19 protein-coding genes are annotated in these 25,205 nt (G+C 70.0%); 10 read left to right on the top strand and 9 right to left on the bottom strand.

Annotated elements, in window-relative coordinates; genetic code table 11:
- Window positions 1–56 precede the first annotated feature (56 nt).
- A complete protein-coding gene (locus tag QMO14_RS14420; protein ID WP_301507892.1) occupies window positions 57–5,384 on the top strand; it encodes a hypothetical protein in 5,328 nt (1,775 codons plus the stop codon).
- Between the two features lie 72 nt (window positions 5,385–5,456).
- Here QMO14_RS14420 and QMO14_RS14415 read toward each other — a convergent pair whose 3' ends face one another.
- On the bottom strand, window positions 5,457–6,335 hold the full coding sequence (locus tag QMO14_RS14415) for a ChaN family lipoprotein (protein WP_301507891.1): 879 nt from the start codon (window positions 6,333–6,335) through the stop codon (window positions 5,457–5,459).
- Between the two features lie 78 nt (window positions 6,336–6,413).
- Here QMO14_RS14415 and QMO14_RS14410 point away from each other — a divergent pair, with 78 nt between their 5' ends.
- Window positions 6,414–7,496, top strand: a complete 1,083-nt coding sequence (locus QMO14_RS14410) for an AbrB family transcriptional regulator (protein WP_301507890.1) — start codon at window positions 6,414–6,416, stop codon at window positions 7,494–7,496.
- A 61-nt stretch (window positions 7,497–7,557) separates the two neighbouring features.
- Here QMO14_RS14410 and QMO14_RS14405 read toward each other — a convergent pair whose 3' ends face one another.
- Both QMO14_RS14405 and QMO14_RS14400 read right to left on the bottom strand, forming a co-directional pair.
- Complete coding sequence (locus QMO14_RS14405; RefSeq protein ID WP_301507889.1) at window positions 7,558–7,869, bottom strand: DUF3567 domain-containing protein; 312 nt, start codon at window positions 7,867–7,869, stop codon at window positions 7,558–7,560.
- A gap of 114 nt (window positions 7,870–7,983) precedes the next feature.
- The gene (locus QMO14_RS14400) at window positions 7,984–9,186 is read right to left on the bottom strand and encodes a DUF3108 domain-containing protein (RefSeq protein ID WP_301507888.1); all 1,203 of its coding nucleotides are present in this window, start codon (window positions 9,184–9,186) and stop codon (window positions 7,984–7,986) included.
- Between the two features lie 141 nt (window positions 9,187–9,327).
- Between QMO14_RS14400 and QMO14_RS14395 the strand changes: the two genes are divergently transcribed.
- Entirely contained in the window at window positions 9,328–10,443 is a 1,116-nt protein-coding gene (locus QMO14_RS14395) for a fumarylacetoacetate hydrolase family protein (RefSeq protein WP_301507887.1), read from the top strand.
- A 9-nt stretch (window positions 10,444–10,452) separates the two neighbouring features.
- Here the strand turns inward: QMO14_RS14395 and QMO14_RS14390 are convergent, their stop codons facing one another.
- Window positions 10,453–11,235, bottom strand: coding sequence for a LuxR C-terminal-related transcriptional regulator (locus QMO14_RS14390; RefSeq protein WP_301507886.1), 783 nt, complete (start codon window positions 11,233–11,235; stop codon window positions 10,453–10,455).
- Between the two features lie 98 nt (window positions 11,236–11,333).
- Here QMO14_RS14390 and QMO14_RS14385 point away from each other — a divergent pair, with 98 nt between their 5' ends.
- The 3 genes from QMO14_RS14385 to QMO14_RS14375 are packed head-to-tail and all read left to right on the top strand — an operon-like array spanning window position 11,334 to window position 14,320.
- A complete protein-coding gene (locus QMO14_RS14385) occupies window positions 11,334–13,085 on the top strand; it encodes an FAD-dependent monooxygenase (protein WP_301507885.1) in 1,752 nt (583 codons plus the stop codon).
- Window positions 13,082–13,303: a hypothetical protein gene (locus QMO14_RS14380; protein WP_301507884.1), complete on the top strand. Its 222-nt coding sequence runs from the start codon at window positions 13,082–13,084 to the stop codon at window positions 13,301–13,303. The genes QMO14_RS14385 and QMO14_RS14380 overlap by 4 nt, the downstream gene beginning before the upstream one ends.
- 42 nt (window positions 13,304–13,345) lie before the next feature.
- Window positions 13,346–14,320: a tripartite tricarboxylate transporter substrate binding protein gene (locus tag QMO14_RS14375; protein ID WP_301507883.1), complete on the top strand. Its 975-nt coding sequence runs from the start codon at window positions 13,346–13,348 to the stop codon at window positions 14,318–14,320.
- Window positions 14,321–14,436: 116 nt separating this feature from the next.
- Here QMO14_RS14375 and QMO14_RS14370 read toward each other — a convergent pair whose 3' ends face one another.
- Both QMO14_RS14370 and QMO14_RS14365 read right to left on the bottom strand, forming a co-directional pair.
- Complete coding sequence (locus tag QMO14_RS14370; protein WP_301507882.1) at window positions 14,437–15,609, bottom strand: toxin-antitoxin system YwqK family antitoxin; 1,173 nt, start codon at window positions 15,607–15,609, stop codon at window positions 14,437–14,439.
- 4 nt (window positions 15,610–15,613) lie between these two features.
- Window positions 15,614–16,027 (bottom strand): VOC family protein, encoded by a 414-nt coding sequence (locus QMO14_RS14365; RefSeq protein ID WP_301507881.1) that lies wholly within the window; start codon window positions 16,025–16,027, stop codon window positions 15,614–15,616.
- Between the two features lie 64 nt (window positions 16,028–16,091).
- Between QMO14_RS14365 and QMO14_RS14360 the strand changes: the two genes are divergently transcribed.
- The 4 genes from QMO14_RS14360 to QMO14_RS14345 all read left to right on the top strand — a co-directional run bounded on the left by QMO14_RS14360 (window position 16,092) and on the right by QMO14_RS14345 (window position 21,068).
- Window positions 16,092–17,294 carry a TraB/GumN family protein gene (locus tag QMO14_RS14360; protein WP_301507880.1) on the top strand — a complete coding sequence of 401 codons (1,203 nt, stop codon included), beginning with the start codon at window positions 16,092–16,094 and terminating at the stop codon, window positions 17,292–17,294.
- A gap of 11 nt (window positions 17,295–17,305) precedes the next feature.
- Entirely contained in the window at window positions 17,306–17,677 is a 372-nt protein-coding gene (locus QMO14_RS14355; protein WP_301507879.1) for a DUF2946 family protein, read from the top strand.
- A 126-nt stretch (window positions 17,678–17,803) separates the two neighbouring features.
- Entirely contained in the window at window positions 17,804–20,104 is a 2,301-nt protein-coding gene (locus QMO14_RS14350) for a TonB-dependent receptor (RefSeq protein ID WP_301507878.1), read from the top strand.
- A 40-nt stretch (window positions 20,105–20,144) separates the two neighbouring features.
- Entirely contained in the window at window positions 20,145–21,068 is a 924-nt protein-coding gene (locus QMO14_RS14345) for a copper chaperone PCu(A)C (RefSeq protein WP_301507877.1), read from the top strand.
- 12 nt (window positions 21,069–21,080) lie between these two features.
- Here QMO14_RS14345 and QMO14_RS14340 read toward each other — a convergent pair whose 3' ends face one another.
- The 3 genes from QMO14_RS14340 to QMO14_RS14330 all read right to left on the bottom strand — a co-directional run.
- Window positions 21,081–22,814: a phospholipase D family protein gene (locus QMO14_RS14340; protein ID WP_301507876.1), complete on the bottom strand. Its 1,734-nt coding sequence runs from the start codon at window positions 22,812–22,814 to the stop codon at window positions 21,081–21,083.
- 90 nt (window positions 22,815–22,904) lie between these two features.
- Window positions 22,905–24,809 (bottom strand): ATP-binding cassette domain-containing protein, encoded by a 1,905-nt coding sequence (locus tag QMO14_RS14335; RefSeq protein ID WP_301507875.1) that lies wholly within the window; start codon window positions 24,807–24,809, stop codon window positions 22,905–22,907.
- A 128-nt stretch (window positions 24,810–24,937) separates the two neighbouring features.
- Window positions 24,938–25,205, bottom strand: a 268-nt coding sequence (locus tag QMO14_RS14330) for a hypothetical protein (protein ID WP_301504398.1), incomplete at its 5' end; no start/stop codon positions are given.

Below are 25,205 nucleotides of genomic sequence, written 5' to 3'. Positions count from 1 at the left end.
GCGCGCTCACCAGTTTTCCAAGCCAGACCGCATCCAACATCCGAGGAGTCACGACCATGAAAGCACGCAAGATCCAGAGCCGGGCCGCACGCGCGCCCATGTTCAGCCGCAGCAGCATCGGCACCGCAGTCGCGCTGGCGCTGATGGCGGCCGCCTCCGGCACGCAGGCGGCGGAGACGACGGTAAGCCCCGCGTACAACGGCACCGCCACCGGCACGCCCTCGGTGAACGCGGGCACCACCAACTCGGCCGCCGTCAACGCCACCATCACCAGCGCCACCGTGGGCACCACCTCCACCGGCACGCCGTCGAACCCGAACCCGGTGGCGATCGGCACCACCGGCAACCTGATAGGCGCGACCGCCACCGGCAACACCTTCGGCAACGGCATCCAGCCCGCGCCGGGCTCGCCGGTGAACAACGCGGCGACGCTGGGCGTCGCGACCAACACCGGCGTGATCAACAGCAGCGTGACCGGCAGCAAGCTGGCCTCGGAATCGAGCGTGCTGCAGTCCGGCAGCGTGGTCAACGCCGACAACACCATCTCGGCCACCACCACGCTCAACAACGGCAGCTCGGTGATTGCGGGCGCCGCGGCGGCGGCGGCACCGGCGCAGGCCGGCACTTCGGTGCTGACCTACCCGGTGGGCGCGCCGCTCTTCGATGCCAAGGGCAACATCGTGGTCACCTCGCTGCAGTCGGCCACGGGTGCGGGCTCGGGCGCGGCGGTGCTGGGCAACACCGTCGACCTGATGTTGACGGCAAACGCGGGCAACACGCTGACCACGGCGGCGGCGCTCGAACGCAATTCGATCTCGGCGGTGCTCAAGGCCAACAGCGCCAACAGCACGGCCGAGATCCAGTCGGGCGGCGCGCCGGCCTTCGCGGGCTCGGCCGTGGTCGCGAACCTGCAGGCGAACGGCAACGGCATCCTCGGTGTCATGCACAGCGCCACCAACTCGGGCTCGGTGATCATGGGCATCGTCAGCGGCGCGCCGGCGGGCGGCAGCAACGTGCTGCAGGGCTCGCTGTCGGTGCAGGGCAACGCGATTTCCAGCGCCGCCACCGGCAACGAGGCGCTGGGCGCCACGGCCGGCGTGGCGGGCAACCGCATCCTGATCGACGACGTGAGCGTCGCGGGCACTGGCACGGCCGCCACCGCGGCCAACAACAGCATCCACAACGGCGTGGGCGTGACCAGCAACGTCAACAGCGACCTGGCGATCGTCAACAGCCAGGGCAACCTGGGCGTGACCACCTTCGCCCAGACCTCGGGCGCGCAGATCCTGGCCGGCGTGCAGTCGAGCAAGAACAGCCAGGTCACGCTGGCGGACAACAGCATCACGGCGGCGGCCACGGGCAACACGGCATCGAGCGCCATCGCCAGCGGCAAGAACGCGGCCTCTTTCACCGGCACCGCGGCGGTGTCGAACCAGCAGGCGAACTCGGCGGCGCCGCAGACGGCCTTCCTGTTTCCGTCGGTCATCGCGGCGCAGACGGGCGAGTCGCCCGGCACGGGCCAGACCACCGGCAGTACGGTCAGCGTCTCGGACAACACATCGGCTGCCACCGCGCAGGGCAACCAGATCACGCAGAGCCTGGCGATCCAGGCCGGCACGGTGGCGCTGGGCGGCACCAATGCCGTGCTCACGGGCGGCACCAACTCCGACGGGCGCGTGTCGGCCAGCGGCGCGGCAACGCTCACCAACCTGCAGGGCAACTACAACGGCAGCGGCCCCGCGGCGCTCAACTTCGGCTCGCAGATCGCACTCACCGCCAACGGCGGCGGCGCGCCGGTCGCCAACAGCACGCTGGTGCTGGACGGCAACCGGCAGGAAGCCGTGGCGCTGGGCAGCGGCGCCACCAACACGCTCACGCTCACCGGCAACTCGGTGGGCACCGGCGCGGGCATCGCGAGCGTGCAGATGAACGACGCGAGTTCCGCGGTCGGCGCAGGGCTGGCGACTCCCGAGGCGCGCATCACGGTGAACGGCAACCTCGCGGGCGGCTCGGCCTCGCTCACCGACAACCTCCAGCGCGCCATCGCCTATGGCAACTCGGCCACCAACACGCTGGGCGTGAGCGCGGGCAACCTCGCGGCGGCGCCCGGCCCGGGCATCACGCCGGCGTCGAACGTCACCGTCGACGTGCTCAGCGGGCTGCCGTTCAGCAACTCGGCCGGCGCCCTGCCCACGGTGAGCGCGGCCTACGGCATCCTGAACGACCAGTCGGTGCAGGCGAACGTCAACGCCGCGGCCGTCGGGCCCAACACCTTCGCTGCCACGGTCAACGGCAATGTCTCCGCCGCCAGCGTCGCCAACAGCGGCAACGCATTCGTCGCCGCCACCTACGGCAACGACGCGGCCAGCGGCGTGACGCTGAACCTCAACAACGCGAGCGGCGTGAACGCCTCGGTGGCGAATGTCACCAACACGCAGGCGGTGGCGGGTACGGGCACCGTCATCGACGCCACCGCGGCCGGCGGCATCGTGGCGCGCACGACGGTCGCGGGCACGCTGACCAACGGCTCAGTCGCCAGCTCGGGCAACACCGCCGAGGCGCTGGCCTACGGCAGCCGCGCCACCGGCAACACGGTGAAGGTGACGGGCAACAACATCGACACCTCCGGCCTCTCGCTGTCGGGCGCGACGCTCACGGGCAACGCGCTCGCCGTCAACGCGGCCTTCAGCGTGCAGAACGCGCAGTCGGGCCAGGGCACGGTGTCGGCGCAGCGCAGCGGCGGGCCCGAAGTGAACGTCACGGTCGGCGGCGCGGTCGGCAACTCGAAGATCGCCGCCACCGGCAACGCCACGCTGGCCGGCGCGACCAGCAACAGCGCGGCCAACGGCGTGGCCATCGATGTCGTCGGCGTCTCGACCACCAGCGCGGTGCAGAACCTGCAGCTGACCAGCGCGGCGGTGAGCTCGCTCACCGGCCAGGAAGGGCCGCTGCTGAGCAACAAGGACGGTGTGCAGGTGGTGCTGGGCGGCGCGAGCATCCAGGGCTCGCAGGTCACGGTGGACGGCAACTCCGCCGGCGGCTCGGCCACCGGCAACGCCGCGGCCAACGGCATCGACGTGAAGGGCAACACCATTGCCGTGGGCAACGGCCTGCCGATCGGGGGCGCGGCGAACATCGCCGCGGGCCTGGCGGGCGCGGTGGCCGACCATGCGCTGTCGAGCATCCAGCTGGTGACCAGTCCGACCATCTCTTCCAAGGTGGCGGCCGCCTTCGGCGTCGACACGGTGCCGGGCGCCGCGATCAGCGGATCGACGCTGAGCGTGTCGAACAACGCGCAGAGCGCGAAGGCCGTGGGCAACACCGGCAGCAACACGATCGCGCTCGCGGCCACCGATGTGTCGGCCCGCTCCGCGCTGCTGTCGGCGCAGGGCAGTACGGCGGCGGTGGAGTCGCGCTCCTTCATGCAGGCTTTCGCGCCGGCCTCGGTGTCGGGTTCGCCGGTGAAGCTGTCGAACAACGCCAACACGGCGCTGGGCGTGATCAACGACGTGAGCAACAAGGTCTCCGTCTCGGGCGGCACCTCGGGCTCGCTGCCGGCGCCGGCGCTCATCGCCCAGGGCACGCTGCCGGGCAACACTATCGCTGCGGGCGACCAGGTGCTGGTGAACCGCCAGTCGGCCGGCGCCTCGGTCGCCAGTACCGCAGACTCCGCGATCTACAACGAAGACCGCCTGGTGCCAGGCAACTCCGGCCTGACCAACGGCAGCTTCGCCGCCTCGGGCAACACGACCTACTCGGAAGCCTCGGCCAACCGCGCGACCAACGCGGCCTCGCTGGCCGGCGGCGCCTCGCAGTCGGCCAGGACCGCGGTGCTGAACGCGCAGGACAGCAGCGCGGTGGTGACCGCCAACGCCAACAACGCGACCAGGCTCACGCTGACCGGCCCCTCGGCGCTGGTGGGCAGCAGCGCCACGCTGGACGGCAACAGCACCATCGCCGCCGCCACCGGCAGCGCATCGACCAACAGCATCGACGTGAAGAGCGGCGCCATCGCCGGCGGCGCGCCGGCACCGGCCACCGCGACGGGCGCAGCGGCCTCGTCCGTTGCTGTGTCGGCCGACCATGCGCTGGCCAACGTGCAGGTGGGCTCCGGCGCGGTGTCGGCCACCGCGACGGGCAGCATCGGCATCGACACGGCGCCGCTGTCCGCGGTGAGCGCCTCGACGCTGGGCGTGACCAACAACAGCCAGAGCGCGAAGGCCGTGGCCAACACGGCGCTCAACAGCGTGACGCTGGCGGGCTCGAACGTGGGCGCGCGCACCGCGCTGCAGTCGAGCCAGTCGGGCACCGCGCCGGTGGCTGCATCGTCCACGCTGGAAGTGTTCGCACCGGCCGGCTCCACCGGCTCGACGGTGCGGCTCTCGGGCAACAGCAACGCCGCGCTGGGCGTGATGAACGACGCGGCCAACACGCTGAGCGTGAGCGCGGTCAACACCCTGCCGGCGGGTGCGACGGGCTCGGCCGCGCTTGCCGAGACCGGCAGCCCCGACAACGTGTCGGCCACCGGCGACCACGTGTTGTCGAACCGCCAGACGGCCTCGTCGACGGTGAGCAGCACGGCCGCCACCTCGATTCACAACGACGACAACGCCGCGCCCACGACGACGCTGGCCAACGGCGCGCTCACCATCTCTGGCAACAGCACCTTCGCCGAAGCCACGGCCAACCGCGCCGCCAACACCGCCACGGTGGCGAGCAGCGCGACGCAGGGCGCGAGCGCCGGCATCCTCAACGTGCAGGGCAGCACGGCGGGCGTGACGGCCACTGCGAGCACGGTGGCCAACGCCACGCTGTCGAGCGCGGTGCCGCTCAACGGCAGCACCGTCTCGCTCGACGGCAACACCACGGCGGCGCTGGCGCGCGGCAATGCGGCGACCAACGTGCTCGAGTCGAGCGCCGGCAGCAGCTACGGCGGCGCGGCCACGGTGGGTTCGTCGAGCCTGGTCGGCGTGCCGCTGGCACTGAACGTCGGTGCGAGCGCGGCGATCCTCAACAGCCAGAACAACGCGGGCGCGGTGACGGCCAGCAGCACGGGCACCAGCTACCAGGTGGCGCTCAACGGCACCGGGGCGGGTGTGTCTGGCGGCACGGCCGGCGTCACCGGCAACGCGCTGGCGGCGCAGGCCTTCGGCAACAGCGCGACCAACCGCGTGACGCAGACCGCGCTGAACACCGGCGCGCCGAGCGCGGCGGTGGGCAACTACCAGGTCAACAGCGGCGCGGTGACGGCCACGGTGACCAGCGTGAACTTCGGCGTCGCCGTCTCGGGCCCGGTGGGCAACAGCACGCTGCGCACCACGGGCAACCAGATCACGGCGTCGGCGACGGGCAACTCGGCGGTGTCGACGATCACCTCGCGCTGAGCTGCCGCGCTCTGAGGGCGACAAAAAGCCGCAGGCCTTCGGGCCGGCGGCTTTTGCTTTTCCCGTTCTTCCTCAGGTCCTGGGCTGCGGCCTGGCCTGTCGCTTGAACTCGGCGCAGTAGTCTTTGTCGGGCAGGGGCGGCGTGCGCCAGATGCGGTCGTAGTCGCCGGTCTCGGGGCCAGCCGCCGAAGCCGGTGCGGCCATCAGCCGTACGGCGGCGATCTTCACGTCGTCGGGCAGGTGCTGCGGCACGCCGAGCGCGCGCACCACGTGGCCGGCGCCGGCGATCAGCAGCACCGTCTGGCCCGGCCGCTTCGCCTTGACGATGGCCTGCGCCATCGCCCGGTCGCGGCCCACCTGGATGCGCGTCATGGGGACGATCTGCGATTCAGGGAGCATCCGGCAGTGACCTTCGCGCACGGCGTCCTGCTGGGCGGTGAAGGCCTCGCCGTTGAGCTGCACGTCGAGCGAGACGTCGGCCATCGCGTCCTTCATGCGGGCGCGCGGCAGGTTGGCGCCGACCACCGGCACACCGGCGCGCACGGCGGCCATCACGGCGGGGCCGTAGCTGGCCCAGGGCCAGGCCTTGTCGCTCCAGTCGAGCGCGGCCTGCACCTGCGCCTCGGTGGCGGCGGGCGTGAGCTGCGCGGTGCTGCGGCCTTCCTCGGCCATCTCCAGTGCCAGCGCGGCGAGGTGGCCGCGCGCGGCCAGCGCCTCGACGGTCTCGCGCTCGATGACGTGGTGCTCGGGCGCGTCGTGCTGTTCGCCGAGCAGCAGGGCATCGACCGGCTGCAGTGCCGCGACGCGGCGCGCGACGGGGGCGTCGGGCGCATCGGCACCCGAGGCGGAAAGGCTGGAAAGCGCCGAGCAGCCCGCGAGCGCGGCGGCGGCGAACAGGGGAAGCAGCAGCGGCAGCCAGGAAGCCCGAGCGGGCCGGTGAGGAAGAAGCATCGCGCCATACTATGCCCCCGGCGCGCGCCCGCGGTGCCGTCCGCCGCCGCTTTTCCCTGTCGTCCCTTCTTCCGGTCCGTGTCTTCCCGATATCCCGTTCGCGTGCTGGCCACGCTGCTGCTGGCGCTCGCTGCCGCGTGTGCGTGCCTGGCGCTGCATACGCCGCTGCCCTGGATGATCGGCCCGCTGCTCGCGGTGTCGCTGGCCTCGATCGCGGGCGCGCCCACCGCGAGCTACACGCCGCTGCGCAACGCGGGGCAGTGGATCATCGGCACCGCGCTGGGGCTGTACTTCACGCCGCACGTGGTGGGGCTGGTGGCCAGCGTCTGGTGGGCGATCGTGCTGGCCATTGCCTGGGCGCTGCTGCTGGGCGTGGGCTTCGGCCGCTGGCTGCACGCGATGCATGCCACGCGCATGCCGCAGGTGCCGGCGAAGTCCATGAGAGCCACGACTTACTTCTCTGGCGCCATCGGCGGCGCATCGGAGATGACGCTGATGGCCGAGTCGGCCGGCGCGCGCACCGACCTCGTGGCCGCGGCGCACAGCCTGCGGCTGGTGGTGGTGACGGTGACCATTCCCTTCGCGATGCAGTGGAGCGGGCTGCACGGCCTGGAGATCAACCCGCCGGGCGTGCGCGAAGTGAACCCCGTCGGCCTCGCGCTGCTGGCGGCGGCGACCGGCATCGGCGCGCTCGCGATGCGCGCGCTGAAGCGCACCAACCCGTGGTTCATCGGGCCGCTGCTGGTGGCGATGGGCTTCACCATCGCGGGCCAGTCGCTGTCGGCCGTGCCCACGTGGATGTCGAACACGGCGCAGCTGGTGATCGCCGTGAGCCTGGGTGTGCGCTTCAGCCGCGAGTTTCTGCACGCGGCGCCGCGGTGGCTGGGCTCGGTGGTGCTGGGCACCTTCGGCATGCTGCTGCTCTGCGCCGCGGTGGCGTGGCTGCTGGCCTGGGCGACCGGGCTGCATCCGGCCACGATGATCCTGGGCACCTCGCCGGGCGGCATCGCGGAGATGTCGATCACCGCCAAGGTGCTGCAGCTGGGCGTGCCGGTGGTCACGGCCTTCCAGGTCTGCCGGCTGGTGGCGGTGCTGCTGATCGTGGGGCCGATGTTCCGGTGGATCTACCGCCGTGAGTCAGCGAAGCCGGCGCGGCCATGAAAAAAGCGCCCGAGGGCGCTTTCTGGTGACTCCGAGGGAGCTTGGCGGGCCGGATGCGGATTCAGTGCACCAGAACGGGTGTGTGGGCCAGTTCGGCATAACCCTCGAGCGTGTCCTCGACTTCTTCCTGCGTGGGAGTATTGAGCTGCCAGGCGGCGATCTGCTGCTGGAACAGTTCGGCCCAGGAGCCGTCGAGGTACACCTCCTTGCCCGAACGCTTGTCCACGATCTCGAAGCCATGGCGCTCCAGAACCGGCATGTTCGGCTGCGCGGACTCCTCGCCTTCATTGGGCTGCACGTGGACGACGACGAAAGACTCCGAGTCATAAAGCATGTTCATGGCGGGCCCTGTGAGGATGTCGATGGCGTTCATGGGGGTTAGATAGCAATCAACGCGCCAGTTTCAAGATAGGTTGTCTATCTGTAAAACCAACTGGCTAATTGGCATATCCCTGGCTCCTTTCGCTTCGTTGTTGTGACTTTCTCCTCAATTGGGCGGACCGGGAGGCAGGGGTTTGCGCAATTGGGCGTCAGCGAAGTCCCCGTTGGCCTCCGTCTGCTTGATGCGCACGGGCAGGTAGCCGTACTCCGGGGCGAGCCAGAGTTCCAGTTTTCTGTCGAAGGCCTTGCGCGGGTCGCGGGTGAGCTTGCGCGCGGTGAATTCGCCGGCCGGCAGGCTGAGCTTCTCCTCGTCGCCGACCACGAAGACCCAGACTTCGGCATCCTTGGGCCCCACGGTCTGCACCGAGATCCTGGTGCCGGCCGGATAGCGCTGCGGGCTGGCCGCGAGCAGGCCGCCGAGCTGCATCATGACGCTCATGCGGTCCTGCGCGCCGGGCAGCAGCGGTACAGGGGGAGCGTTGCTGCTGAACACGATCTGGTTCTGGTCGCGCACGAAATGCGAAGCCACTTCCGATTTGCGGCTCTCGGAATACCGCTCCGGCTCCAGGCCCGAGGGGCCGATGCGCCCGGTGCTGTGCCAGTTGAGCAGGGTGAAGAACACTGCCTTGAGCGTCAGCCGGCCGTCGTAGCGGCTGCCGTCCTGCAGCCAGACCAGCTCGCCGAACACGCCGCGCTGCGGCGAGGCGCCGGACTGGCCGGTGGCCTCGAAGTCCAGCGTGACCGAGCCGGGGATCTTCATCGCCTGCGTTCCTGCGATGGTGCCCGAGGCCTCGCCGCCGGCCGCCGCGGCGGTGCCGGTTCCGGTGCCGCCGGAGGGCGATGTCGGGCCGGCTGGGGCGCTGGCCGCCGCTTCTGGCGGCGCTGCTCCCGAATCGGTAGCGGCCTGAGCCGTCAGGTCGGGCGTTTCCGTCGAGGGCGTCGCGGCCGCCGCGGGTTCGGGCGCCGGTTCGACGGGGATCGGCTTCGGTGCCGGCTTGGGCTTGGGCCTTGGCACCGACGCTTCGCGCGGCCGCTTGGGCTTCGGTGGCGGTGCGGGCTTCGCTTCGGCGGGCGCGGCTGCCGGCGCGGGTGCCTCGGAAGCCTGAGGCGCGATCACGATGGTGCGCGTGCTGAACTTGCTCGCCAGCGGCGAGGGCTCCGGCCCCATGGCCATCGGCGCCAGACCGAGCAGCAGCAGGTGGACCAGCCCCACCAGCAGCGTCAGCCCGATCAGCACCCGCCACGACGGACGCCCCGGCAGGCCGGGAGGCAGCGACGGCGAGGAAGAAGGGGCGACGAGCGTCGGCATCGGTAAGTGGAGTGGGGCGCCGGCCCGGAGGTTCACCAAAGACCACCTCGGTAAACTGCCGCCCGTTCAACCAGTTTAAGTGGGAGCGGCTACAGGCCTAGCGCCGGCGCCGTGTCCCTGTTCTCACGCACGCACCGCATCATGAAACTCGCCACCCTGAAGGACGGCTCGCGCGACGGCCAGCTCGTCGTCGTATCGCGCGACCTCACGCTCGCCCACTACGCCACCGGCATCGCCAACCGGCTGCAGCAGGTGCTGGACGATTGGGGCTTCATGAGCCCGCAGCTGCAGGACCTGTACGCCAGCCTTAACGCCGGCCGCGCGCGCCACGCCTTTCCCTTCGACCCGGCCATGTGCATGGCCCCGCTGCCGCGCGCCTACCAGTGGGCCGACGGCTCGGCCTACCTGAACCACGTCGAGCTGGTGCGCAAGGCGCGCAACGCCGAGGTGCCCGAGAGCTTCTACACCGACCCGCTGATGTACCAGGGCGGCAGCGATGACTTCCTTGGCCCCACCGACGACGTGATCGTGCCCAGCGAAGCCATGGGCATCGACTTCGAGGCCGAGATCGCGGTCATCACCGGCGACGTGCGCATGGGCGCCACGCCCGATCAGGCGCTGGACGGCATCCGCCTCGTGATGCTGGCCAACGACGTGAGCCTGCGCAATCTCATTCCGGCCGAGCTCGCCAAGGGCTTCGGCTTCTTCCAGAGCAAGCCCGCCACCGCCTTCAGCCCCGTGGCCGTCACCCTCGACGAACTCGGCGAGGCCTGGCAGCACGGCCGCGTGCACCTGGCGCTGCAAAGCAGCTGGAACGGCCGCAAGGTCGGCATGTGCGACGCCGGCCCGGAAATGACCTTCCACTTCGGCCAGCTCATCGCCCACATCGCCAAGACCCGCAACGTGCGCGCCGGCAGCATCGTCGGCAGCGGCACCGTCAGCAACAAGGGCGTCGAGAAGAAGGACGGCCAGATGGACTGGCCCAAGGGCTACTCGTGCATCGCCGAGAAGCGCTGCATCGAGACCATCCAGACCGGCCAGCCCTACACCGACTTCATGAAGTTCGGCGACACCATCCGCATCGAGATGAAGGGGCTGGACGGGCGGTCGCTGTTCGGCGCGATCGACCAGGAGATCGTGTCGACGGCGGGGCGACCGAAGGACGCTCCGGTGTCGCTGGTGAAGCCGCAGCAGGGCGATGGCGAGGGCGACGCGCCGGACGAGGCGCAGCCGGAGCAGGAAGCTTCCGAAGACTGAGGGCTGAATTCAGTGCGGCCCCGCGCCGCGCAACAGCTCCTTCTGCGACCGTATCCCCAGCCGCCGGAACGCCCGGTACTGGTGGGTGCGCACCGTAGTCAGTTCCACGCCGATCTCGCGCGCGGCTTCCTTGGCCGTCCGGCCCGCCATCAGGTGGCCGATGACTTCGCGCTCGCGCAGGCTCAGCCTCAGCAGCCGCTCGGCGAGGGCAGGCTCCACCGTCTTGCGCGCGGCCACGGCGCTGCGGCCGTGCGCGGCGGTGGCGTCGGCCAGCAGCGTGGCGTGGGCCTCGATGAGCGCGAAGTCGGCCGCGCCGAACTCCGGCTGCGCGAGGCTGCGGTAGAAGCTCACGGCCACGCGCTGGCCGGTGGGCTGCAGCAACAGCACCGAAGCCCGCTCGCGGATGCCCACGTCGCCGTAGCAGGCGGCGCGGTACACCGGGTCGGCCACCTCGTCGGCGCGCTGGTGGCCCATCCAGAGCTGCGCGCGCCTGGGCAGCTTGCGCGCGGCCAGCCAGGCCATGTTCGGGTCGAGCAGGTCGAAGCGCTGCGCCACGTAGCGCTCGGATGTGCGCTCGGCCGTGCTCCCGTAGCTGCTGGCGGCCGACACCAGCTCGATGCGCCCGGCGGCATCGACCACGAACACGGTGCAGAAGGTGACCGGCATCACGCGCTGCATGGCCCTGAGATAGCTGGTCGCCAGCAGCGGGGTGCMCACGCCGGAGAGCACGTCGCCGACCACGGCCGCGGCCAGCGCGGCGTCTTCGGAAGGGTGGATGCGCCAGCGTCTCATGGCTGTGAAAGGAAGGAGAAAAGGGMGTGCATGCGGGTAAACACCTCGTACGAAGTTATGACATTGCCGCCCCTTGCGCATCGGGACAATCCCGCCGGATGACGAACTCCCCCGCTGCCACCCTGGGCGATGCCGCCAGCGGCCCCGTGCCGCCGAAGCCCGGCGCCGACGCCGGACTGCCGCCCTCGGTCGGCGCTTTCCACTACACGCGCTACGAACCCCGCACGCCCGAACTCGGCCCCGACGGCGTCGAAGCAGCCAGCCACCCGGTGGTGATCGCGGGCGGCGGCCCGGTCGGCATGGCGCTCGCGCTGGGGCTCGCGAACCACGGCGTGCGCAGCGTGATCCTCGAAGCCGACGACACCGTGTGCGTGGGCAGCCGCGCGGCCTGCATCTCGCGCCGCAGCCTGGAGATCATGGAGCGGCTCGGCGTGCTCGGCGCCTTCATGGACAAGGGCCTGCCCTGGACCGGCGGGCGCAGTTTCTACAAGACGGCCGAGGTGTTCCGCTTCGAGATGCCGAACGACGAGCGGCAGAAGCTGCCGCCGATGATCAACCTCGAGCAGTACTACGCCGAGCACTACCTGCTCGCGGAGATCCTGCGCCGCAACGAGCGCACGCCGGGACTCATCGACATCCGCTGGGGCACCGAGCTCACCGGCCTCGTGCAGGACGATGAGGGCGTGACCCTCGACGTGCGCAATGCCCTCGGCGCCTACCGGCTGCGCGGCCAGTGGCTCGCGGCCTGCGACGGCGGCCAGAGCTTCGTGCGCAAGTCGCTGGGGCTCGCGCTCGAAGGCACGGGCTACGAGGGCCGCTACGTGATCATCGACATCGAGCTCAAGAGCAGCCACCCCACCGAGCGCCGCGCCTGGTTCGACCCGACGTGGAACCCCGGCTCGACCGTGCTGATGCACCGCCAGCCCGACGACATCTGGCGCATCGACTACCAGCTGCGCCCCGGCCAGAGCACCGAAGAGGCGCTGCAGCCGGCCGCCGTCGCCGAATTCGTGCAGCGCCACCTCGACGCCATCGGCGAAGGCCATCTGCCGTGGAAGACGGTGTGGACCTCGGTCTACCGCGCCGGCGCGATGACGCTGGAGAGCTACCGCCACGGCCGCGTCGTGTTCGCGGGCAACGCCGCGCATGCGATGCCGATCTTCGGCGTGCGCGGGCTCAACTCCGGTTTCGACGATGCGGACAACCTCGCGTGGAAGCTGGCCTTCGTCGCCCGGGGCCTGTCGGACGCGGCGCTGCTCGACTCCTACTCGCAGGAGCGCATCGAGGCCTTCCATGTGAATGCCGAGAACGCCATGCGCAGCACCGAGTTCATGTCGCCGCCATCGCGCGGATTCGACCTGCTGCGCGAGGCGGCGCTGTCGCTGTCGGAAGCGCACCGCGGCATCGCGCAGCTCATCAACCCGCGCCAGACCCAGGCGGTGCGCTATGCCGGCTCACCGCTGTCCAGCGAAGGCGACGAACTGCCCGCCGGCCCGCTGCCGGGCGAGGCGATGCCCGAGCAGCAGCTCGAGCGCGGCCATCTCACCGACTGGATCGCGCCCAGCTTCACGCTGCTGGTGCTGCGGCCCGACCTCGTCGCGCTGCCGTCCGACGACATCGAGCGTGCACGCAAGGGCGCGCTGCCCTTCGTGGTCCGCGCCATCGCGAGCCCGGGCACCGATGGTGCCGATGCACACGCCTCGCCCACCGTGTTCGAAGCGCTCGGCGCGAAGGACGGCGCGGTCTACCTGCTGCGCCCCGACGGCCACGTGGCCGCGCGCTGGCATCGACTGCCGCCCGGCGCCCTGCAACCCGCACTGGCCCGCGCGGCCCGGGAGCTTTCCGCATGACCGAAACCATGACGACACAGCTGCAGCCCGACGCCCGCGACCGCCTCTACGCCGAGTGCGCGCGCGCCATCACCGAAGCCGGCGCGGAGCGCGAATCGCTGTTCCTTGCGCGGCTCGCGCTGCTGCTGTTCGAGCAGGTCGGCGACGAGGAGCGCTGCCGCGCGGCGCTGGCCGACGCGCTGCGGGCGCTGCCCGTACCATCGCTGTCCGCTTCCTGATTTCCGGAACTACATACAACCAGCAGATTGGAGACTGAATCCATGGACCGCCGCACCCTTCTCGCCACGCTCGCCTCCGGCGCCGCAATGGCCGCATCGCCCTTCGCCCGCGCGCAGGAATACCCAGCACAGCTCATCAAGTGGGTCGTGCCCTATCCGGCGGGCGGCGGCACCGACGTGATCGCGCGCGTGCTGGCCGAGGCCATGCGCCAGACGCTGGGCCAGCAGATCGTGGTGGACAACCGCCCCGGCGCCTCGACCAACATCGGCGCCGACATCGTCGCCAAGAGCAAGCCTGACGGCTACACGATCATGTCGGCCGACAACGCGGTGCTGGCCTTCAACGAGCACCTGTTCAGCAAGCTGCCCTTCAGCCCCGAGAAAGACTTCACCTACATCGGCGCCATCGGCAAGTTCCCGCTGGCGCTCGTCGTGCACCCGGACTTCCCGGCGAAGAACTTCAAGGAGTTCCTGGCCTACGTGAAGGCCAACCCCGGCAAGGTCAACTACGCCTCGCCCGGCAACGGCTCGCCGCACCACCTGGCAATGGAAATGTTCAAGGTGCGCACCGGCACCTTCATCACCCACATCCCGTACCGCGGCGCGGCGCCGGCCATGGCCGACGTGATGGGCGGCCAGGTGCCCTGCATGTTCCTCGATCTGGCCTCGGGCCTGCCGATCATGCAGACCAACAAGGTGCGCGTGCTGGCCATCGGCTCGGGCGCGCGCAGCAAGCCGCTGCCCAACGTGCCGACGCTGGCCGAGGTGGGCGTGCCCAACACGGAGGTGTTCGCGTTCCAGGGCATCCTGGGCCCGGCCAACCTGCCGGCGGCGGTGGTCAACAAGCTCAACGGCGACCTGAACAAGGCCTTCGGCACGCCGGCCGTGCAGAAGCGCTTCGACGACTTCGGCATGGAAGCGATGCCGGGCACGCCGGCGCAGTTCGCGGCGCTGTCGCGCGCGGAATCGAAGCGCTGGGGCCCGATCATCAAGCAGGCGGGAATCAAGCTGGACTGAGCTCCCAAGAGAAGTCCTTTTCGCGAAACACCGCGGAACCGGCTTCGCCGGGCCGCAGGTGTTGCCCCCGGTAGGGGGTTGGCGCAGCGACACGAAGTGCGCGGAGCCTGGGGGCGTTACCTTGTATATGCCTTGCGCGAGCCGTCCTCGAAGACTTCGTCGTCGCGCTGCAGCTCGCCGTTCTCGTCCCAGGCACGCTCGCGGGTCACGCGGCCCTTGGCGTCGAAGTTCGACTCGGCCAGCAGCGTGCCCTTCTCGCTGAAGCGCTGGTGCGTGCCGACCGGGATCTGCCGGTTGCGGCCCTGTATCTCGTAGCGGCCCTGCGCGGCGCGCTGGCCGCTGTCGTAGAACTCTGTGACTTCGACGGTGCGCGCGTCGCCGCTGCCGCTGTAGGCCGACTTGCTGCGCGGCTGGCCGTTGAGGTAGTAGGCGTCGTCGACGATGGGCTCGCCCGCGCTGTTCCAGCGCTGGTCGCGCAACAGCGTGCCCTTTTCGGAGAAGGCCTGCTCGCGCACGCGGATGCTCGCGCGCTCCACCAGCAGGAAGGCCGTCTCGCGGCGTTTGACGCCTTCCGATGAAAAGCTCTGCTCGGTGCGCTGGTTGCCCACGGTCTCGTCGAGCGACGAGGTCTTGCCGTTGTCGTAGAAGCTCTGCGCCCGCACCCGCTTGCCCGACACGTAGGCCAGCCGCGAGCGCAGCGTGCCGCGCGCGTCGAACAGGTCGACCTGCGACGGGCCGGTGCCCGAGAAGCCGCAGAGCTTCGCGTCGTCGACCACCGGCGCCAGCACGGGCGCGTCGGCACAGCGCAGGGCCGAGAGCTGGCCGCGCTCGGTGAACTCGACCGAGGCGCGCTCGTTGCCGCCGCCGGTGTCGGAGTTGGGATAGAAGATGGCACGGCGCAGCTTGCCGTCGGGGTAGAAGCTGCGCACCAGGCCGCGTTCCTGGCCGTCGTCGTAGGTGGCGTCGCGCAGCACGCGGCCGGTGGGCGAGAACTCGCGGGCGCGGCCCTGCAGGTTGCCCTTGGCGTTGATGCTCTGCTCCTTGGCGAGCTTGCCCTTCTCGTAGATGCGCACGAGACCCATCGACACGCCGTTCTGTATCTGCTCCTCGCGCTGCAGCTCGCCAGTGGTGCGGTCCTTGCAGCGCAGCAGGCCGGTCTTGCCGGCGGTGCTGCTGCCGTTGTCGGGGTTCACGCTGCGGCCGTTGAGCTCGCAGTCGAGCTGGGCGTGCGCGAGGGTGGCGCACAGCAGCGCCAGGGGCGCGATGACAGCGGCCGGGCGCGGGAGCATTTGCTTACTTGTCGTAGAGGGTGTCCAGGGAACGGAAGCCCTTGACCTCGATCGGATTGCCGAACGGGTCATGGAAGAACATCGTCCATTGCTCGCCGGGCTGGCCCTCGAAGCGCACCTGCGGCTTCAGCACGAACTCGGTGCCGGCGGCCTCCAGCCGCTGCGCCATCGCCTGCCAGTCGGGCAGCGCGAGCGCGAGGCCGAAGTGCGGCATGGGCACCATCACGTCGCCGACGCGGCCGGTACGGGCGGTGGCGAAGGGTTCGCCCAAATGAAGGGAAATCTGGTGACCGAAAAAATCGAAGTCGACCCAGGTGTCGGTGCTGCGGCCCTCGGCGCATCCGAGCACGCCGCCGTAGAAGCTGCGTGCGATGTCGAGGTCGCGAACGTGAAAGGCAAGGTGGAAGATGCTCTGCATGGTTTCGGATTATGGGCAGCGGTGCTGTGAGAATGCCGGACTTTCTTTCATCGTGGAGCAAGCCTTGCGGATACTCCGGATCCTCGCCGCGCCCCTGTGCGGCATCGCTTTCCTCTTCACCTTCGGGGCGGCCCAGGCGGCCTGCCCGCCCTCGGCCATCGCCAGCCTGGAGAAGCCCGGCGTCGCCATGCGCAACGGCGTCGACCGCGGCGTGCTGTGGCGCATCGAGCGCGACGGGCGCACCTCGTGGCTGTACGGCACCATCCACATCGGCCGCGGCGACTGGGTGCGGCCCGGCCCCACCATCCAGAAGGCGCTGACGCAGAGCGACACCGTCGCCCTTGAACTCGACATGCGCGACGAAGCCACCGCGCGCGCCATGGCCCGACCGGCCGACCCCGATCTGCTGGCCCGCATGATCAGCGGCGAGCGCGCCCGCCGGCTGGAGCGCCAGAACAGCGAGGCCTGCGTGCCGCCGGGCTCGCTGTCGAAGCTGCAGCCGATCCTGCAGGTCACGGCGCTGGCCGGGCTGGTGGGGCGCGCCGACGGCCTCTACCCCGAGTTCGGCGTCGACGAGACGCTGGCGGTTGCCGCGCGCAACAGCAACAAGCCGATCGTGGCGCTCGAGAATGCGGAAGACCAGCTCAAGGTGCTGACCGGCAATTCAGAAGCCGAGGAGACCGAGCAGGTCGACGCGGCCCTCGACGAGCTCGAATCCGGCAAGCTGCGCGGCCAGATCAAGGAGCTGGCAGACGTCTGGGCCCGCAGCGACGCCGCCCGGCTGGCCCGCTACCCCGAGTGGTGCGACTGCCTCAAGACGCCCGCCGAGCAGCGGCTGCTCAAGCGGCTGCTCGACGACCGCAACCCGAACCTCGCTGACGGCATCGAGCGCCTGCACGCCGGTGGCAAGGGCGTGTTCGCCGCGGTCGGGGCGCTGCACATGATCGGCCCGCAGGGGCTGCCCACGCTGATGGCGGCGCGCGGCTTCACAGTGACGCCGGTGCTGACCAACGCGCAGGAGCAGACGGCGCAGCCGATGCCCGCGCTCGCGGCGCCGTCGCCCGCGTCCAGGGCCGCGCGCGGCGGCAAGGCGGTCAAGGGCCAGCGCGCAAAGGCCGCGCCGGCGGCCGCCGCAAGAGGCGCAAAGTCGGCCAGGGCGGCGCCCGCCGCCGCCAGGGGCGGAGCCCGCGCACCGGCCAAGGCTGCCGGCAAGACCACGGCCTCCAAGGCCGCGGCCCCTGCCGCCAAGGGCAAAGTGCGCAGATAATCGCGGCCGCCATGCACGCGCTCCACCGATCCACCCGCTTCCTCGGCCTCGTCGGCCGCTGGGTGCTGCTGTGGTTCGTGATGTCGCTGGGCGTGGCGGTGGCGTCGCCGCTGGTGAACCCGCAGGCCATGGAGCTGGTGTGCTCCGGCGCGGGTTCCATCAAGGTGGTGGTCCACACCGAGGACGGCGTCAAGGAAATGGGCGCCTCGCACATGGACTGCCCGCTGTGCGTGCTGACCGGCGCGCCGCCGCCGGCAATGGCGGTGCCGGCCTTCGACCTTCCCCTGCCGCTGGGCCGCGTGCTCCAGCCCATTCCCGCCGCGCGCCTTGCCGCGGCCACCGCCGCGCCGCTGCCGGCGCGCGGGCCTCCAGCCTTCTCCTGACGCTCTCAAAACCGTAGCTGTGCACGCGCGCCCGAAGCGCGTGCGCGGCTTATCCGGCCTGTCCGGCTTGAAGCTTCGTGGAGAAGGTTCCTCTTGAAAATGCATTCCCGCGCCCTGGCGATCGCCATGGCATTTCCCCTTTTTCCCCTTGGCGCGCCCGCGCTGGCGCAACAGGCGCAGCCGGCCGACGCCCCTGAAGGTGCCCCCGGCGGCCGCACGCTGAACACCATCACCGTGACCGGCGGGCGGCCGACCTCGCTGCCCGCGCAGATTCCCACCACCATCGAGGGCGTGACGCACGATCAGATCGTCGAGACCGTCAACGCCACCGACAGCGAGGACGCGCTGAAGTATCTGCCGAGCCTGGTCGTGCGCAAGCGCTACATCGGCGACTTCAACCACGCCGTTCTGGCCACGCGCGCCTCGGGCACCGGCAACAGCGCGCGCTCGATGGTCTACGCCGACGGCATCATGCTGTCGAACCCGCTGGGCAACGGCGCCACCTACGCGCCGCGCTGGGGCATGGTGTCGCCGGAGGAGATCGAGCGCGTCGACGTGCTCTACGGACCGTTCTCGGCCGTCTACCCCGGCAACTCGGTGGGCGCGGTGGTCGACTACGTGACGCGCATGCCCACCAAGTTCGAGGCGCACGTCAAGCTCAGCGGCTTCGTGTCGAACTTCGACCTTTACAACAGCCACTCCTCGCCGGCCGGCCAGCAGCTCGACCTGTCGCTGGGCAGCCGCAGCGGCGACTGGTCGTGGTGGCTCAGCGCCTCGCGCACGCACAGCAAGGGGCAGGCGCTGGTGTTCGGCAACCGGCTGGTGAGCGCCGGCACGGTCGGCAACGCGGGCACGCCGGTGACCGGCGCGGTGGGCGGGCTGAACCCGTCGAACCAGCCGTGGTGGCTGGTGGGCGGCTCCACCATCTACGACACCACGCAGGAACAGGCCAAGCTCAAGGTGGCCTACGACTTCTCGCCCACCGTGCGCGCCACCTACACGCTGGGCGCATGGAACAACACCACCCACGGCGGCGTCGACACCTGGCTGCGCGACGCCTTCGGGCGGCCGGTGTACGGCGGGCGGGTGAACATCGGCGGGCGCAGCTACAACCTCGACTCGCCGAGCGCCGCGCTCGCGCCCACCGAGACCGCGCTCACGCACTACATGCACGGTCTTTCGGTGAAGAGCCACACCGGCGGCGCGTTCGACTGGGAAGTGGCGGCCAGCCTGTACGACTACTCGCGCGACACCTCGCGCACGCCCACCACGCCGCTGCCGGGCGCCTTCAGCGGCGGCCCGGGCCGTACCACCGACATGGGCGGCACCGGGTGGAACACCTTCAAGGCGGCCGGCACCTGGCGGCCCACCGGCTCGGCCGAGGGCGTGGGCGCGCACGTGGTCGACTTCGGCTTCCAGCAGGACACGGCGCGCCTGCGCACCAGCGTCGGCAACACGCTGGACTGGATCAATGGCGCGCCCGTCTCGCCGTTCTCGGCCTTCAACGGCAACACCCGGCTGCAGTCGCTCTACGCGCAGGACACCTGGCGCTTCGCGAAGGACTGGAAGACCACGCTCGGCCTGCGCCACGAGCGCTGGGAGGCCTACGGCGGCCAGCTCGGCAACGCCGGCACGCTGCTGGGCTTCGCGCCGCGCAAGAACAACTACGACTCGCCCAAGGCCGCCATCGCCTGGCAGGCCACCTCCGACTGGCTGCTCAAGGCCTCGACCGGCCGCGCGGTGCGCATGCCCACGGTGAGCGAGCTCTACCAGGGCTCGATCAGCGGCAACCAGATCGTCAACACCAACCCGAACCTGCGCCCCGAGCGCTCATGGACCACCGAGCTCACGGCCGAGCGCGACCTGAAGGGCTGGGGGCTCGACGGCGTGCTGCGCACCACGCTCTTCTTCGAGAACACCAAGGACGCGCTCTACACCCAGGCCCTCACCAACCTCGTGAGCACCGTGCAGAACGTCGACGCCATCCGCACGCGCGGGCTCGAGGTGGCGCTGAACGCGGTCGACGTGGGCGTGCGCGGGCTGGACCTGAGCGGCAGCCTCACGCTGACCCGCTCGAAGATCACCGCCAACAGCGGCTTCGCGGCCAGCGTCGGCCACGACCAGCCGCGCGTGCCCAGGGTGCGCGCCACGCTGCTGGCCACCTACCGGCCCGATGACCGCTGGAGCTACACCGTGGGCGCGCGCTACAGCGGCAGGCAGTACGGCACCCTGGACAACAGCGACCCCAACGGCTTCGCGTACATGGGCTTCTCGAAGTTCTTCGTGGTCGACGCGCGCATACGCTACCGGATCGACCGGCAGTGGAGCGCCTCCTTCGGCATCGACAACCTGAACAACAACAAGTACTGGGCCTTCCACCCGTACCCGCAGCGCACTTACGTGGCCGAACTCAAGTTCGACCTCTGACGACTTCCCACTCCAACTTCAACCGCAAGGACCACACGACATGATGAACACGACTTCGATGGCCATCCTCAGGACCACTGCCGCCGCCTGCGCCATGCTGGCCGGCGTGGGCGCCGCCGTGGCGCACGTCACGCTGCGCCCGGGCGGCGTGACCGTCGGCAGCGACTACGACGCCGCCTTCCGTGTCGGCCACGCCTGCGAGGGCGCCAAGGCCACCACCGGCCTGGCCGTGCGCCTGCCCAAGGGCTTCATCCTGAGCGACGCGCAGGCGCGCAAGGGCTGGAAGCTCGACGTGCGGAAGAGCGCGAAGGACGGCGACGGCGAAGTCCGCTGGACCGCCGAGAAGCCCGAGAACGCGCTGCCCGGCAGCGAGCGCGCCGAGTTCGTGCTGCGCGGCAAGGTGCCGGCGACGCCGGGCACGCTGTGGTTCAAGGTGCTGCAGACCTGCGACGTGGGCGCGGCCGACTGGGCCGAGGTGCCGGCCTCGGGCAACTCCACCGCCGGCCTGAAGAGCCCGGCCGCGAAGTTGAACGTGGTGGCGCAGGGCGTGGCCACGGTCGACGTGCGCGACGGCTGGGTGCGCCAGTCGGTGCCGGGCCAGAGCGGCACCGGCGCCTTCATGAAGCTGACCTCGCCGACCGGCGCGAAGCTGGTGGGCATCTCCACGCCGGCAGCCGGCGTCGCCGAAGTGCACGAGATGAAGATGGAAGGCGACACCATGAAGATGCGCGAGCTCGCCGGCGGCCTCGACCTGCCCGCGGGCCAGACCGTCGAGCTCAAGCCCGGCGGCTATCACGTGATGATGATGGACCTGAAGGGGGCGCTGGCGAAGGGCGCGACGGTGCCGATGACGCTGAGGTTCGAGGACGCCAAGGGCGTGAAGACCACGCTGGACGTGACGCTGCCGGTGGGCACGCCTGAAGGTGCGGATGCGGCTGGTGCGGCGCACCAGCACAAACACTGAAGAGCTTTTGCTTCAAAGCAGTTGGTCCGGCGCCAGCGGCCCGAAGAGCCTGAGCATCAGCCGGAGCATCGTGCCGGCGTCGGGCTCGGTGGTGGCGTCCTTCAGGCCGCTGCCCTGCGGTGCGCGCCACACCAGCGAGCCGTCGACCAGTTCGACGTGCCATGAGCGCTCGCGCATGCCGCGCTCGATCTGCTCGGAGGCGGCGTGCGAAAGCTCGTTGCTGCGGATCAGCAGAGCGATCTCGGTGTTCTGCAGCTGCGAGCGCAGGTCGAGGTTCATCGAGCCCACCACCAGCAGCCGGCCGTCCATCACCAGCACCTTGGAGTGCAGCATCGCGCGCGACTCGCCCGAGACGCCCGTGCTTCCGCCGCTGCGGCCGCCACTTCCCGTGGAGCCGCCGAAGACGGTGCCGAAGCTCGCCTGCTCGCTGCGCAGCTCGTAGAGCTCGATGCCCATCTTCAGCAGTTCCTCGCGGTGGCGCGCGTAGCCCACGTGCGCCACCGGAGCGTCGTTCGAGGCCAGCGAGTTGGTCAGCACGCGGATGCGTACGCCGCGGCTGCGAGCGGCTGAGAAGGCCTGGAGCATGTCCTTTCCCGGCACGAAATAGGGCGAGATGATGATCAGGTCGGTGCGCGCCTGGCCGATGAGCTGCAGCAGTCCCTCCACTACGGTGTCTCCGCCGGCGGCGAGGTCGGAGGCGGCTTCCAGGGAGGCCGCGCCGCGCGAGCTGCCGGCCTTGTCGTCGGGGCGGCTCACCACGAGGCCGGGCGCTTTCTTGTTGCCCGGGTCCGAGTCGGCGGGAATCTTGCCGGGCTTGTCGGCCAGCATCACGGCCGGCGCCCAGACGAAGGTGGCGGTGCGCAGGTCCAGCGGTTTCTCGTCCCAGGCGCGGGCTCGCTGCTCGGCGGTGGGGACGCCGCCGTCTTCCTGCTGGCGGACAGATTCCGCAGCCAGTTCCTGGTCGGCCTTTCTCGCGCGCTCGCGCATCGCCTGGAGCTCCTCGCGCGTGACCAGCGACTGCACCGGGTAGGCGCGCTCGTTGTTCCAGTAGCTGTCGAAGCTGCGCGACAGGTCCTGCACGATGGGGCCGGCGGCCAGCACGTCGACATCGACGAAGTTGCCGTTGGTCGCGTTGCCGAAGTAGGCGTCGCCGAGGTTGCGCCCACCTGTCACCCCCAGCACGTTGTCGGCCAGGAACAGCTTGTTGTGCATGCGCTGCTGGATGCGCGAGGCGTCGTCGATCGAGTTGAGCAGCCGGCTGAAGCTGGAGTCGCGCGAGCCCGCGAGCGGGTTGAACAGCCGCATCTGGATGTTGGGAATGAAGGCCAGGCCAAGCACCAGCGCGTCGCGGCCGGTGGTGTGGAAGTCGTCGAGCAGCACCCGCACCCGCACGCCGCGCTCGGCCGCCGCGCGCAGGCCGCGCACCAGCCGGCCGGTGCTGGCGTCGGCGTGAATGGCGTAGTACTGCAGATCCAGCGTCTTCTGGGCGCCTTCGATCAGCGCGAGGCGGCTGCCGTAGGCGGCCTGCGGACCGCCAAGCAGCAGGAAGCCGGATTCGTAGCGGGCCTTGTCGGCCTGCCGGCGCTGCTGCACCAGGTCGGCCAGGGCGGTGCCGGTGGCCGGGGATTCGATCGCGGTCGAGACGGGGCGGTCGACGTTCTGCGGCAGTTGCGCGCAGGCGCCGAGGATCAGCAGCGCGAGCAGTGCCGTGGATCGGCGGAAGAACGTCTGGAGGGAGAAATGCATGCGGCTACTTTCCCGGGGCTCGGAGGGAGGTGCCGCATATATAGCCTAGTCGGCGCCCGCCGCGCGTCGGACGGCGGGCCCGGGCGGCTGTCAGCGGCCAGCGCCGAGCTCTTCCTGGCGCTCCATGGCGGCGAGCAGCTCGTCGTCGATCCGGGAGTGGCGCTCCGCCAGCTCGGTCGCGCGCGAGGAGTCGGTGGCGTAGATGGCGCCGCCGTCGAGTTCGAGCATTTCGGTGATGCGCTTCTGCTCGGTTTCGAGGGCTTCGATCTGGGCGGGGAGGGCATCGAGCTCGCGCTGCTCTTTATAGGAGAGCTTCTTGCGGGCGCCTGTCGCCGCCTTGGGAGCGGAGGGTTCCGCCGCCGGGGCAGGCGCGGGCGCCGGGGCTGCGGCGGGCGCGGCGGCCAGGCGCTGCTCGGCGATCTCGCGGGCGCGCTTGGACTGGGTCAGCCAGTCCTGCACGCTGCCCTCGTACTCGCGCCAGCGGCCGTCGCCTTCGTAGGCGATGGTGCTGGTGACCACGTTGTCGAGGAAGGTGCGGTCGTGGCTCACGAGGAACACGGTGCCGTCGTAGTCCTGCAGCAGGTTCTCGAGCAGTTCGAGGGTGTCGATGTCCAGGTCGTTGGTCGGCTCGTCCAGCACCAGCACGTTCGCCGGACGCGCGAAAAGGCGCGCCAGCAGCAGCCGGTTGCGCTCGCCGCCGCTGAGAGAGCGCACGGGGGAGTTGGCGCGCGCGGGGGAGAAGAGGAAGTCGGAAAGGTAGCTCTTGACGTGCTTCTTCTGCGTGCCGATCTCGATCCACTCGCTGCCGGGGCTGATGAAGTCTTCCAGCGTGGCGTCGAGGTCGAGCTTGTCGCGCATCTGGTCGAAGTAGGCGACCTGAAGGTTGGTGCCGCGGCGGATCTTGCCGCTGTCGGGTTCGAGCTCGCCGAGGATCAGCTTCAGCAGGGTGGTCTTGCCGGCGCCGTTGGGGCCGAGCAGGCCGACCTTGTCGCCGCGCAGGATGGTGCCGCTGAACTTGCGGATCACGGTCTTCTCGCCGAAGGACTTGGTGGCGTCGGTAAGCTCGGCCACGATCTTGCCGCTGGACTGGCCCGAAGCCACGTCCATGTTGACGCTGCCCTGCACCTCGCGGCGGGCGGAGCGGCTGGCGCGCAATTCCTGCAGGCGGGTGATGCGGCTCTGGCTGCGGGTGCGGCGTGCCTCCACGCCCTTGCGGATCCAGATCTCTTCCTGGGCCAGGAGCTTGTCGGCCTTGGCGTTGATCACCGCCTCCTGGGCGAGCTGCTCTTCCTTCTGCAGGAGGTACTGCTCGAAGTTGCCGGGGTAGGAGCCCAGCTTGCCGCGGTCGAGTTCGACGATGCGGGTGGCGACGCGGTTCAGGAAGCTGCGGTCATGGGTGACGGTGACGACGCTGCCCTTGAAGTCGATCAGCAGTTGCTCGAGCCACTCGATGGAGTCGAGGTCCAGGTGGTTGGTGGGCTCGTCCAGCAGGAGGACGTCCGGAGCCGCCACCAGCGCCTGGGCCAGGGCCACGCGTTTGCGGGTGCCGCCGGAGAGGGAGCCGACGCGGGCGTCGCGGTCCAGATGCAGGCGGTGCAGCGTCTCTTCGACACGCTGCTCCCAGTTCCAGGCGTCGAAGGCTTCGATCTGCGACTGGAGTGCGTCGAGGTCGAGGCCGTCCGCACCGGACAGATAGAGGTCGCGGATGGCGATGACGGGGGCCAGGCCCTGGCTGGCTGCGGTGAAGACATCCGCGTCCATGTCCAGCGCGGGCTCCTGGGCGACGTAGGCCACGCGGAGGTTCTGCTGCAGCTGGAGGGTGCCGTCGTCGGTCTTCTCCAGGCCGCCCAGTATCTTGAGCAGGGAGGACTTGCCTGCGCCGTTGCGGCCAATCAGGCCAATGCGCTCCGATTCCATGAGAGAGAAGTCCGCATGATCCAGCAGCGGGACGTGACCGAACGCAAGCTGCGCGTCGAGGAGTGTGATGAGTGCCATGTGGCGCGGATTATCGGAGGAGGGGATGTCGGGTCGCCCGGGGGATGTGGCCGCTGCTCTACATGGAGAGACCGTGGGGACGCCAATCCAAGATTCTTTCACGAACATCTTGCGCGAGCCCGAATCTGTCATATACTCGTGGGCTTCGCTACTGACAGCCGTTTGGTTGTTGAAGCGGCCGGTCTCTTTGGGGTTCTGGTTGTGGTGGTGAAGAAAAAGTCTTCGAAAGTTGACCGGTTCTTAAAAAACGGTGCATAATCGAAGGCTTCGCTGAAACGAACTGCTTCAGTGGCTTGCGATGAGAGTTGCGGGTTGCGAAAGAAGTTGGTGGATGTGAAAGCCAAAATAGTTTGGTTGATTTGAAAAAATCGTGCTAGACTACAAGGCTTCGCCGAA

The sequence above is a fragment of the Variovorax sp. CAN15 genome, from assembly GCF_030462475.1.
Taxonomy (GTDB): Bacteria; Pseudomonadota; Gammaproteobacteria; order Burkholderiales; family Burkholderiaceae_C; genus Variovorax.
Note: the sequence above shows the minus strand (reverse complement) of the source record. Positions and strands in the feature narration are given on the sequence as shown.

What these genes read in the sequence shown, in the direction of transcription:
- QMO14_RS14420 (WP_301507892.1), top strand. Translation starts at nt 57, where the DNA reads ATGAAAGCACGCAAGATCCAGAGCCGGGCCGCACGCGCGCCCATGTTC.
- QMO14_RS14415 (WP_301507891.1), bottom strand. Translation starts at nt 6,335, where the DNA reads ATGCTTCTTCCTCACCGGCCCGCTCGGGCTTCCTGGCTGCCGCTGCTG.
- QMO14_RS14405 (WP_301507889.1), bottom strand. Translation starts at nt 7,869, where the DNA reads ATGAACGCCATCGACATCCTCACAGGGCCCGCCATGAACATGCTTTAT.
- QMO14_RS14400 (WP_301507888.1), bottom strand. Translation starts at nt 9,186, where the DNA reads ATGCCGACGCTCGTCGCCCCTTCTTCCTCGCCGTCGCTGCCTCCCGGC.
- QMO14_RS14395 (WP_301507887.1), top strand. Translation starts at nt 9,328, where the DNA reads ATGAAACTCGCCACCCTGAAGGACGGCTCGCGCGACGGCCAGCTCGTC.
- QMO14_RS14385 (WP_301507885.1), top strand. Translation starts at nt 11,334, where the DNA reads ATGACGAACTCCCCCGCTGCCACCCTGGGCGATGCCGCCAGCGGCCCC.
- QMO14_RS14380 (WP_301507884.1), top strand. Translation starts at nt 13,082, where the DNA reads ATGACCGAAACCATGACGACACAGCTGCAGCCCGACGCCCGCGACCGC.
- QMO14_RS14375 (WP_301507883.1), top strand. Translation starts at nt 13,346, where the DNA reads ATGGACCGCCGCACCCTTCTCGCCACGCTCGCCTCCGGCGCCGCAATG.
- QMO14_RS14370 (WP_301507882.1), bottom strand. Translation starts at nt 15,609, where the DNA reads ATGCTCCCGCGCCCGGCCGCTGTCATCGCGCCCCTGGCGCTGCTGTGC.
- QMO14_RS14365 (WP_301507881.1), bottom strand. Translation starts at nt 16,027, where the DNA reads ATGCAGAGCATCTTCCACCTTGCCTTTCACGTTCGCGACCTCGACATC.
- QMO14_RS14355 (WP_301507879.1), top strand. Translation starts at nt 17,306, where the DNA reads ATGCACGCGCTCCACCGATCCACCCGCTTCCTCGGCCTCGTCGGCCGC.
- QMO14_RS14350 (WP_301507878.1), top strand. Translation starts at nt 17,804, where the DNA reads ATGGCATTTCCCCTTTTTCCCCTTGGCGCGCCCGCGCTGGCGCAACAG.
- QMO14_RS14345 (WP_301507877.1), top strand. Translation starts at nt 20,145, where the DNA reads ATGATGAACACGACTTCGATGGCCATCCTCAGGACCACTGCCGCCGCC.
- QMO14_RS14340 (WP_301507876.1), bottom strand. Translation starts at nt 22,814, where the DNA reads ATGCATTTCTCCCTCCAGACGTTCTTCCGCCGATCCACGGCACTGCTC.
- QMO14_RS14335 (WP_301507875.1), bottom strand. Translation starts at nt 24,809, where the DNA reads ATGGCACTCATCACACTCCTCGACGCGCAGCTTGCGTTCGGTCACGTC.